Below are 9,987 nucleotides of genomic sequence, written 5' to 3'. Positions count from 1 at the left end.
AGGTCTTCGGAAATGACCTGGCCACCGGTGAGGATGGCGATGTCTTCCAGCATGGCCTTGCGGCGATCACCGAAGCCCCGCGCCTTGACGGCGGCGATCTTCAGGCCGCCGCGCAGCTTGTTGACGACGAGCTGCCAGTCGCTCGTCCTCCGGAAGATCGAGAAGTCGATACTATCCATTCCAGTAGAAGATCTCCGAGCGCAGGCTCTGACGCGATTTGAAAAGCACCAGCCGTTGGCGGCGACCGCACAAATCGGTGCGCGCAATAATATTCCCACTGGCCGCGAATATTCGGATTGGTTTGACTTTCAAATCCATGGCTTCGGCGGCATTTCGAACAGCGCAGAATTCCACCTCGCCCCAGGGCTTACAATGGCCTTTCGCCTCTTTGTTCCGATCCTTGCCGGTGCGACGTTACGCGAGCGGCTGCTCGCCTGCATTGGCGCCACGATTGGCATCGCGCTGACCGGCGTGATCAGCGGGCTCGCGATGGGCGGCGGCCAGCATGTGGCGCTGCTGGTGGCCCCTATGGGCGCCTCCGCCGTGCTGCTCTTTGCCGTGCCGTCGAGCCCGCTTGCGCAACCCTGGTCGATTATCGGCGGCAATTCGATCTCTGCACTGGTCGGCGTGACAGTGGCGCATTTCGTGCACGATCCGGTGATCGCGTCGGGCCTCGCTGTGGCGCTGGCGATCGCCACGATGTCGTTCACTCGCTGTTTGCATCCGCCAGGCGGTGCCGCGGCGCTGACGGCCGTGCTTGGCGGACCGGCCGTGCTCAGCTTCGGCTTCCTGTTCCCGTTGGTGCCGGTGGCGCTGAACTCGACAATTTTGGTGGCGCTAGGCTTTATTTTCCACCTTCTGTCACGGCGCAACTATCCGCATGTCCACGTGGCCGCCGCAAACAATCACGGCAGCGCGGACAGCCCGCCGATAGAGCGTGTCGGCTTTCGGCCCGAGGACGTCGATGCGGCGCTCGCCGCTTTGGACGAAACCTTCGACATTGGCCGCGACGACCTCGAAAGGCTGCTGCACCAGGTCGAGTTGCAGGCGATGGCGCGCTCGCACCGAACGCTGCTTTGCCGGGACATCATGTCCTGCGACGTGATCTCGGTGCCGGAAACTGCCACCGCCGCCGTGGCGCGAAAGCAGCTTCTCGACCACAACATCCGCGCCTTGCCGGTGGTCGATGCGGACGGCCGGCTGGCCGGCGCCGTGGGGTTGCGCGAGCTGACGCAGACGACCGAAACGGTGAAGGGCGTGATCTCGAAGGCAGGCACCGCCTCGCCCGAGACGCCGGCGATGAGCCTGCTTCCCGTGCTCACAGACGGCCGCAGCCATGCCGTCGTCATCGTCGATGCCGAGCGGCGCATCCTCGGCCTGATCACCCAGACCGACCTGCTGGCGGCGGCGGCGCGCGTGCAGGTGTCAGACAAGTCGCCGCTCCAAGCAGTGGCATAGCGGCCAACCTAACATCGCAGGTTCGGGAACTTTTTGCCGACAGGCGCATCCAATCCACGGGCGAACCCTGTTTGAGTAGAGATGGGTCGCAATGAGTAACCCCGCAATTCCCACCGTCGCGCTTACTACGGCCGATGATGCCATGGCCGCCGTAATGGCGCTGGTGCGCGGCGCTTTTGAGGGTTTGCGCAAGATCGTCGTCCTTCTCCTTCCGGGGGGCACGACGTCGTGTTCGCCAGCGCCTATTACCCGTACATTGGAGGGCTACAAGGTCGTGCTGTTGAATACGGCTGAGCGAATCCCGCACCTTGGCCGTGCGTGTCTTCCGGCCTCGATCATCGGTTTCTTCGACCGGGCATTCCCGCCACATCTTGAGCAGATGCAGCACGCGCCGATCAACGATCCGGCGCGCCGCCGATCTTAATAGCTCGGCATGGGGAATACTTCCGAAGTAAGATCGACGCGGGGCATGCGAAGATGCTCGACGTCGGGCTCTTGCCGGAGGCCGAACATAGTCTTGGGCCCTGGCTCGCGGACGCGGTGCTGGCTCAAAAATCGCGCTGGCCAGTCCCGTAGCGTTCCTCGGCGCACGTCTTTTCGCCACCAGGGCCAGCGGCCGCAAGAGAACGTAGCTGTTTGGTGCGCTCGGATTTGCCGACAATCAGTCGGCGCCTTCTTCCTGGTGCGACCTCTCTCTGACCGGGACGGACCCCTAAGTTTCAGACTACGACGCCAACAACAGGCTGATCCTGGTCAATCTCACACGCGCCAATCGCCGCGCCGGATTGTGGAACCTCTCGCGGGTGGTTTCTACGACGAACACCAGGGTCATCAGATCAAGCAGGAAGTCATCGATAGCTTGGGCGAGTGTTTCTGACCTACCTTTGAACTGATCCAGCAAAACGCGCGCCTTATCGATCGCATCCACGCTGGCCTCATCGATCAACGTCTCTATCCTCTGGAGACAATCCAATTTCGAAACTCCCTCAAAGCCCTTGCCAGGGTAGTTTTGCAACGAAGGTGGGCGATTTGGATTTAGCCCAACAATGGCGGATGGGCGTTGAGATTGGCCAGCACCTTCTCGTCATAAAGATCGAAATTGACATGCTGGCGTTCCAGGCTCTGTACCGTGCGCACGCCATGGATGCCTTCGGCCAGCGCACCGTTGGCGATCGAGTTGGTTTCATGCGCCGCCATGAAGGCGACCTTGGCGCGCGGCAGCCAGAACAGGCGCACGATGAACAGAACCGGCATGGTCGACAGCGTCAGCAGCCCGAGCCGGAAATCGAGCCAGAGCAGGACGCTGACGATGCCGAACAACAGCACGATATCGCCCACCGACATCACCGACGTTTCAAGGAATTCCTGCATCGAATTCACGTCGCCTTGCAGGCGCGACATCAGCCGGCCGACCTCGGTCTTGTCCATGAAGCTCAGCGAGACCCGCTGCAGGTGGCTGAACATGGCGCGGCGCAGGTCGGAGAGCACGTTTTCGGCCACCTTGCCGACCACGCTCTCCTGCATATAGCTGGCGCCGTAGTTGATGAGGATGATCATCGCGAAGGCGCCCGTCGCCCAGATCATCACCGACCGGTCGAGCGTGCCCGCCGCCATGCCTTGGTCGATGGCGTAGCGGATGACCAGCGGGATCGCCAGCTGCGTCAGCGTGAACACCAGGACCGCGGCGACCGAGATGAAAATCCGGCCCCGATACGGTTTCACGAAGCTCCAGATGCGCCGCACGATGCGCGGATCATAGGCCTTGCCGAAGACTTCTTCCTCGTCCCGGTGCGAGCCGACGACCGCCTTTGTCGGCCGCCCGCTGGTGTCTTCCTTCTCGTCGCCGCTATGTGTCGACATCACGCGGCTCCCGTTACAACGGGTCGGTCATAGTCCGGCCGCAGCTGCAGGTCGTAAAGGGCGCGGTAGCGTCCGCCGAGCGCCAGCAGTTCCTCATGCGTGCCGCGCTCGACGATCCGGCCGCCCTCCACGAACAGGATCTGGTCGGCATGCATCAGTGAACTCAGCCGGTGCGAGATGATGAGCGTCACGCGGTCCTTGGCGAAGCGTTTCATCGCTGCCCGGATCCGCTGCTCGGTGCCGGCGTCGATGGCAGCAGTTGAATCGTCGAAGACCAGCACCGATGGCCGCAGCATCAGGCTGCGGGCGATGGTCAGGCGCTGGCGCTGGCCGCCAGAAAGCGACGCGCCGCGTTCGCCAACGACTGTGGTGTAGCCGGCGGGAAGCCCGATGATGTAGTTGTGCAATTGGGCATACTCGGCGGCTTGCCCGATGCGGGTCTCGCGCGCCCATGGATTGCCGTAGGCGATGTTGTTCTCGATCGAGGTGGTGAACAGGAATGCGTCCTGCTGCACCACGCCGACCGCCTTGCGCAGCGATTGCAGCGTGACTTTGCTTATGTCCTGGCCATCGATGGTGATGGCACCTGACGTCACATCGTAGAAGCGCGGGATCAGGTGCGCGATGGTCGATTTGCCGCTGCCGGGCGGACCGACAATGCCGATGGTTTGGCCCGACCTTGCCTCGAAGGAGATCCCGGATAGCGTCGGGCGACCAGCGCCCGCGTAGCGGAAGCCGACATTGTCGAAGCGCAGCACACCGTCAGTGACGACAAGGTCCCTGGCGTCGGGTGCGTCCTCGATATCAAGTTCGGTGTCCAGCAGTTCGAACAGTCGCGTGCCGCAGGTCGAAGCGCGGGCGAATGAATTGACCATCAGGCCGAGCTGGCGCACTGGCATCTGCAAGATGGTCATGAAGGTGAGGAACTGGGCCAGCGTGCCGACGCTGATCTGGCCCGCAATCACCTTCTGGCCGCCGAACCAGAGCACCAAGCCCATGGCGGCGAGGAACGAGAAGTTCATGGCGCTGGTGTTGCTGACGCGGATGCCGACGCGCTGGTTGGCGAGGTCCAGCGCATCCTGCTTGGCGCGGTCGAACTTTTCCAGCTCATGCCGCTGCGCCGCAAAAGCACGCACGACACGGATGCCACCGAGGTTCTCATCCATCACCCGGCTCAGCACCGACAGCCGCTCTTGCAACGTCAGCCAGGTGCTGCGCAGCGCCAGCTGCGTGACCGAGGACCGCCAGGCGACGAACGGCACAAAACTCAGGCTGAGCAGCCCGAGCACGAGATCGGTGCTGATCAGCAGATAAGCGCCGACGCCGATCAGCACGCCGAGCAGCACGACGCGCAGGATGCCGGTGGAGAAGAACATGCGCACGCCGTCGAGATCGAGCAGGCCGAGCGTGATGAGATCGCCGGTATGGACCCGGTCGTGGAAGGAGAAGCTCAGGCGCTGGATCTTCTCATAAAAAGCCAGCCGCAGTTCATAGCCGGTCCGATGGCCGACGGCCTCGCCATAGTAGTTCTGCGCCATAGTGAAGAGGCCGCGCAGGATGCTGACGACGAGCAGCGTGAGCGCCGTCTTCCACAGCGCGTGCTCTGCCGCAGGACCAGCACCAGCAGTCATGACGCCCTGCGCCTGATCGATGGCGCGTCCCAGCAAGCGTGGAATGAAAAGCTGCAGCGTCGCGGCAATGAAGGTCGAAACGATGGTGATGGCGACTTGCCAGGGATGGCGCAGCGTCATTCGCACGATACGCAGCAGGGTGCTGAGGCCTTTGCCCCAGGAGGCTTCCGCCACATGGACAAACGATTTGCCGCGCTTCGCCGCGCCGCTGGTTGCATCCATACCCAAGGGAAATATCCAGACCACTCCGGACATTAGCCCGGACCAATGAAGCAGACTCAATTCAGATGGCGATGTTACGCGTGTCCGACTTGACCGTTCAAGGGGCCAATGGCGGCATCGCACTATGCCTGAAAGGCGTGCAGCCGTTGGTCGTCGCGATCGTATTTGATGAGTGATGAGGCGAAGGCATACATGGCCATAGGCAGAGTTTTGCCAAGCATGAGGCCGTGAAGCATTCCAGGCTTCTTGCACCCGATAACGGTGAGAAGGATGTCTTCGTTCATGCCACCGAGCTGACCCGCTCAGGGCTCAGCGCGCTGTGGAGGGACAGAAAGCGTTCGTCGAATATGGGCAGGCAAGAAAGGCCTGGAAGTCCGGAGCGTTCGCCTCGCCTAGAAGCCAATACACTGGCCATGGCCCAAAATTGCCGCTCATACAAAGAAAAAGCCCGCTGCCGGGAAGAGGTGGCAGCGGGCTCGATTTGAAATGCAGCGCGGGAGGAGGTGCACCGCATTCAGCGCCGGGCATCGCATCTGGGAGGAGTAGATGGCCCGACAACAGGATCATATCGATCGCCGCAGATATTGCAATGCACAAATTGCATATCGCATGTGCGAAGGCGTTACCTGGGTGTATGCATCGACATTGTCTCGAAGACCCACCCACCAAAATTGTTGCCCTAGCTGGCCGCTGTAGAGGTTAATGGTGCTGGTCATTTTGCTCTCCTTTGCGTTGTCGCAAGGAGGGCAGATCTGCGCCTGGATCGAAACGTCGAGCGCCGGCGCTCGTCAGCGACAAGCAGATCCGGCTGCAGCATGAGCGGCGCGCGTGCCAGGCCGCCTTTGGCCTCCCGAAAAAGCGTGCGGGCATCGATCGGCCGCACTGCAGCTAAGCCCGACGCGAACAAGAAGCTCCTCGGGCCTTTCGCGCGAGAGGCCGCTGACGATTGCGGCTTCGGCCGAGATGCAGCGGACGCCATGGCGCGGAGACGAAGTGATAGCGAACTCGGCCGCGTAGGCGCTCGCCGCGTCAATCGTGCTGATGTCACCAGGCGTATGCGCGTTCGAGGCAGCCCTTGGCCTGCTGGCTGTTGGCGCACATGATGTCGATGTTCAGCTGGAGTATGCGGGGACGGAACCGATTAGCCTTGCTTGCAGCTTCATGCAGGGCTGCGGCCGATCCCCCACTGATATGGTGGTGGCGTGCCATTGACTGCGTAGTCGCCAACGATGCGATCCTTGTAGATGCGTGGGTTGTGCGAAGACTGGCTGAAATTTTCTCCTGCGTCCCGGCAAGAGCGAATGAGCGCGAGGTAAGGCGTGGTTTGGTCCCCCGCCTTTTCCTATTCTGCGCAGATCATCCCGATAGCGGCTACGCGCTCCAGAACGACCCTCGAGAGATAAAAGTCAAGCTGCGACCTTCTTGCCGGTCCGCTTCGCCGGCGCCGGTGTTTCCGACTCTTTCGGTTTGCGGCCGAGACCCATGGTCTTGGCCAAGGCCGAGCGCGCAGCGGCGTAATTCGGTGCGACCATGGGATAGTCCGCCGGCAGGCCCCATTTGGCGCGATATTCGTCCGGCGTGAGGCCATAGTGGGTCGACAGATGGCGCTTTAGCGATTTGAACTTCTTTCCATCGTCAAGGCAGATGATGTAGTCCGCCATCACCGACTTCTTGATCGGAACAGCAGGCTTGAGAGCCTGCGGCTGTTCTGCGGAAACACTGCCGGCCGTTCCTTTCAGTGCTGCATGTACTTGGCCGATCAGGGCGGGGAGATCGCCCACTGGGACCGGATTGTTCGAGACATAGGCTGAGACGACATCGGCGGTAAGCTCGATGAGGGCGTCGAGGTTGTGATCGGCTTCTTCTGTCATGAAATTCTCCGGGTGGCCTGAAGACAGCAGGCGAAGTCTTGCTACATAGTGATGGTTGTGGCTGAAGGCAATAAATGTCTCGGCAGCATAAGTATCGCCATAAGCCATTGCTAATAGGCGTTCCCACCGGAAACCGTTTCGCTGCCAGGCGCCGGAACCGATATGCAGCCATGCCGTCTTGAGCTTTTGTAATTCCGAAAACAACGTGACGAAAATCCGCGCTACACGAAAATACGGCCAGGTGAACGAAACCTGGCAATCGTCGTTCGTCAGTGACGTTGGCCCAACGGGTCCGGTCTATTCCCGGCGACTTCTACGGATGACTGTTTGTTTTTTGCGAGCTGATCGGCCTTTCCGCCGGAGCTTGGTCCGAGAATGAAGTCAAACACGGGTTGGGGCTGACCGAGCGCTGTCGCCTGCAAGGCTGCCGGGATCCGTGCCGCGGCTTCTGCGTATTCGGCGAGCGCTGCGGGTGACATGCCGAGCGCACGCTCGAAGGTATGATCCGCCGTGTTCAGCCGACGAAGGAGCGCCGCGGCGCGTCCGGCATGACGCATCGCCGCCGCCTGCTTGCCCTCGCGGATCTTCACACCGGCCGCCGATAACAGGATCAATCCCTTGAAGAGCGTCCGAAGCGGAGCGTCTCGGTCTGCAACTTGCCACAGACCCTCCCACGCCTCATGGGCTTCCCAGTAATAACCATGGTTGAAGAGGTCGAGACCCCAAAGGAATATGTCTGAGTCCAGCGACGCCTCTGCCGCCGACGGCATGGCTTCGCTATTGTAGCTATGTCCCGCGGGATCACGCACGGGATGCGGTTGCCTGCCCGGCAGATACGCATAGGATGGAAAGCTCTTTCCCGGCAGCCAGCGCCGGCGCAACATCGAACCAATAGCCATCAAAGCCGTATAGCACACCCGTGGCCCTGAACAGATGCTCAGTTCCGTGCATAGCCGCCGCATCAGGAATGTCTTGGCAAATGGTGTCAGCCAGCCAGATCTCACGAAGCTGCGAGGTTGCGTCGGCGGTCATCGGGCAGTTCATGCGGGCCCTCACTTCGCGGCGGTCATACTGTGGCTCGGCAGTTAAACGGGGCCTTTCAATTTGTGTGGTTCATCCGCCGTTAGAGAATGACGGCACCCGGGGGTATGTTCTCCTCAGATCAGGCCAGGAAGGAAGATAGATGCCTCTTCGCCGGACTTCGCGGTGATGCGCAGCCGAACTGCTTACCGAGGATGCAGATCACGCATGTTCTTCCTCTTGAATCGTCATCGCCCTGACAGCACATTTCTGCAATGGTCGGCGGGCGTCGATGCGGCCCGGGTCGTGCAAATTGGCTATGGAGCAGGTGGAGGGGAACGAATGAACGCTGAGGCTTTTAGCAGCCCCATTTTCGTGAAACGAGCCAGCTATATCGTGCAAGAGATTGCCAGTCTTGCGGACGCTATCGATTTTCTCAATGAGTGGCCCGAGGATCGCAGAGACCTGACCTACGAGACCGCTCTGAGGGCATGTTGTGATGCATATGCTGGGCACATACCGGTGGACGCTGCCAGCAATGCCTTTGTCGGCTTTGCAAAGCGAGTTGCCATATTGGAGGACCCAACCTCCGCCATGCAGTGGATCGCTGCGTGCAAGGCGGGCATCGGAAAGGTGCAGGCGTAGGCTCCACAAACTGTGCGACACTGGCGCAAGGCGACATTGTCGAGATTGAGCTAGCCAATCCCCCGCCACCCGACATGAACCAGACAGCGCTCATGACGATCTCTTGGACGCCAGCGACCAAGTTTAGCTGCGAGGGTGCAGCCGGATCTTTCGGCTAAGGAAATAAATGCGAGCGAGGCTGTCGCCGCTGGGTGTAGAGGGGGAGTGATGACCGGCTCGAGCAGATTTGAAAAGCCAGTCGTTGTTCAAGTCAGCCGTCACAGTTCGGAGCGTGTCGTGTTCGATGTCAATGACGCGTCCAACATCCTGCTGCGGCATCTCCATCGTCAGACCGCGAAGCGCAAGGCAGCAATGGACGCCTGTCTGCAGGTGTTGCGAGGTGAGGCTCATCCACCAGTCGCTCGGCGTGCTTTTGTGGCAGCCGCGCTCGAAGCAAAGATACTGCGCAGCGATTGAGAGCTTGGACGCGCGCTAATGAATTTCGTTCATCTCGGCATCGCTGCAAGTTTGCCGCGCCTCGCGCCCACGCCGTCCACACGGAGGGAACTCGAGGATCTGCCGCCGTTGCGCCTGGGCTGGGCGGCAGAATACTGAAGCTGTCCCGAAGCACGGCCGCGCCGGGACATTTGCGGAGAGATCAGGGATTGTCATTTAGGACTATGATTGCTGTCTGCTTTGGCTAACCTGTCGAAGGAATATCCCACTGAAATAATGATGGAGTACCGAACTGCCATGAAAGTCGGAACGAAACCGGCAATCCAGGAAGAAGTGCCATGGTCCGACAGCCTGACCACGTACGATAAGCAGCACCACACGCTGTACCTGAGGTTCCTGGATGCGGCCGCTGATGATGCCAGCTATGAGGAGATGGCGCAGGAGATCCTCGGCATCGATCCGGTACAGGAACCGGAGCGCGCCCGCAAAGCCGCGCGAAGCCATCTCGATCGGGCGAACTGGATGGTGACGACAGGGTACAAAGAATTGTTCGCGGGATAACGGAGAATGGGCGGCAGCTCCTCAGCAGCAGATTGGTCCAGGCGTCCACTAGCAAGGCGATCCGTTGCTTCCGCGATGGCCTTCCTGATCCGGCGCTGGATCTTGCACCATCAAACCCCCATCTAGCGCCGTTTCCTTGCCCAGAGAGAACTCAACACCGAGACCGGAGCAACGGAGACGGCTCTTTCGTCGAGCCAGTTTAATTTGGAACATTATTTCTATGTTTAAGTCGATTATCTTGTTCAATAGCTCTGTTGACTCGCGATGAGACTTTCAACGCCGCG

The 9,987-nt window shown here is 60.6% G+C and carries 12 protein-coding genes and 1 pseudogene; 5 read left to right on the top strand and 8 right to left on the bottom strand.

The genetic code is table 11. The features are described from left to right. Positions 1 to 372 precede the first annotated feature (372 nt). The gene (locus tag CIT25_RS00455; RefSeq protein WP_095482622.1) at positions 373 to 1,458 is read left to right on the top strand and encodes an HPP family protein; all 1,086 of its coding nucleotides are present in this window, start codon (positions 373 to 375) and stop codon (positions 1,456 to 1,458) included. 91 nt (positions 1,459 to 1,549) lie between these two features. Then, the gene (locus tag CIT25_RS36095) at positions 1,550 to 1,882 is read left to right on the top strand and encodes a hypothetical protein (RefSeq protein ID WP_158302491.1); all 333 of its coding nucleotides are present in this window, start codon (positions 1,550 to 1,552) and stop codon (positions 1,880 to 1,882) included. Positions 1,883 to 2,182: 300 nt separating this feature from the next. Here the strand turns inward: CIT25_RS36095 and CIT25_RS00445 are convergent, their stop codons facing one another. The 8 genes and pseudogenes from CIT25_RS00445 to CIT25_RS36735 all read right to left on the bottom strand — a co-directional run bounded on the left by CIT25_RS00445 (position 2,183) and on the right by CIT25_RS36735 (position 8,074). Continuing rightward, entirely contained in the window at positions 2,183 to 2,404 is a 222-nt protein-coding gene (locus CIT25_RS00445; RefSeq protein WP_245329712.1) for a hypothetical protein, read from the bottom strand. A gap of 107 nt (positions 2,405 to 2,511) precedes the next feature. Continuing rightward, positions 2,512 to 3,318: pseudogene (locus CIT25_RS00440) on the bottom strand (ABC transporter transmembrane domain-containing protein); the annotation flags it as partial. After that, positions 3,318 to 5,171 carry an ABC transporter ATP-binding protein gene (locus tag CIT25_RS00435; RefSeq protein WP_245329716.1) on the bottom strand — a complete coding sequence of 618 codons (1,854 nt, stop codon included), beginning with the start codon at positions 5,169 to 5,171 and terminating at the stop codon, positions 3,318 to 3,320. The gene CIT25_RS00435 and the pseudogene CIT25_RS00440, both read right to left, overlap by 1 nt. Before the next feature lie 122 nt (positions 5,172 to 5,293). Continuing rightward, positions 5,294 to 5,455, bottom strand: coding sequence for a hypothetical protein (locus CIT25_RS36090; RefSeq protein ID WP_158302490.1), 162 nt, complete (start codon positions 5,453 to 5,455; stop codon positions 5,294 to 5,296). Between the two features lie 279 nt (positions 5,456 to 5,734). After that, complete coding sequence (locus CIT25_RS36085; RefSeq protein WP_158302489.1) at positions 5,735 to 5,887, bottom strand: hypothetical protein; 153 nt, start codon at positions 5,885 to 5,887, stop codon at positions 5,735 to 5,737. A 690-nt stretch (positions 5,888 to 6,577) separates the two neighbouring features. After that, positions 6,578 to 7,042, bottom strand: a complete 465-nt coding sequence (locus CIT25_RS00430) for a Ros/MucR family transcriptional regulator (RefSeq protein WP_095482620.1) — start codon at positions 7,040 to 7,042, stop codon at positions 6,578 to 6,580. 269 nt (positions 7,043 to 7,311) lie between these two features. Further along, the gene (locus tag CIT25_RS00425; protein WP_245329711.1) at positions 7,312 to 7,851 is read right to left on the bottom strand and encodes a DUF309 domain-containing protein; all 540 of its coding nucleotides are present in this window, start codon (positions 7,849 to 7,851) and stop codon (positions 7,312 to 7,314) included. Further along, positions 7,844 to 8,074, bottom strand: a complete 231-nt coding sequence (locus CIT25_RS36735; RefSeq protein WP_164895832.1) for a hypothetical protein — start codon at positions 8,072 to 8,074, stop codon at positions 7,844 to 7,846. Before CIT25_RS36735 ends, CIT25_RS00425 begins: the two co-directional genes overlap by 8 nt. A 330-nt stretch (positions 8,075 to 8,404) precedes the next feature. On the opposite strand from CIT25_RS36735, the gene CIT25_RS00420 reads away from it, so the two are divergent. From CIT25_RS00420 to CIT25_RS00410, 3 genes are all read left to right on the top strand, one after another. Further along, a complete protein-coding gene (locus tag CIT25_RS00420) occupies positions 8,405 to 8,707 on the top strand; it encodes a DUF982 domain-containing protein (RefSeq protein WP_095482618.1) in 303 nt (100 codons plus the stop codon). Between the two features lie 207 nt (positions 8,708 to 8,914). Beyond that, positions 8,915 to 9,163: a DUF982 domain-containing protein gene (locus CIT25_RS00415; protein WP_095482605.1), complete on the top strand. Its 249-nt coding sequence runs from the start codon at positions 8,915 to 8,917 to the stop codon at positions 9,161 to 9,163. Positions 9,164 to 9,439: 276 nt separating this feature from the next. Further along, entirely contained in the window at positions 9,440 to 9,703 is a 264-nt protein-coding gene (locus CIT25_RS00410; protein ID WP_164895833.1) for a DNA -binding domain-containing protein, read from the top strand. Positions 9,704 to 9,987 lie beyond the last annotated feature (284 nt).

It is taken from the genome of Mesorhizobium mediterraneum, from assembly GCF_002284565.1.
GTDB lineage: Bacteria > Pseudomonadota > Alphaproteobacteria > Rhizobiales > Rhizobiaceae > Mesorhizobium > Mesorhizobium mediterraneum.
Note: the sequence above shows the minus strand (reverse complement) of the source record. Positions and strands in the feature narration are given on the sequence as shown.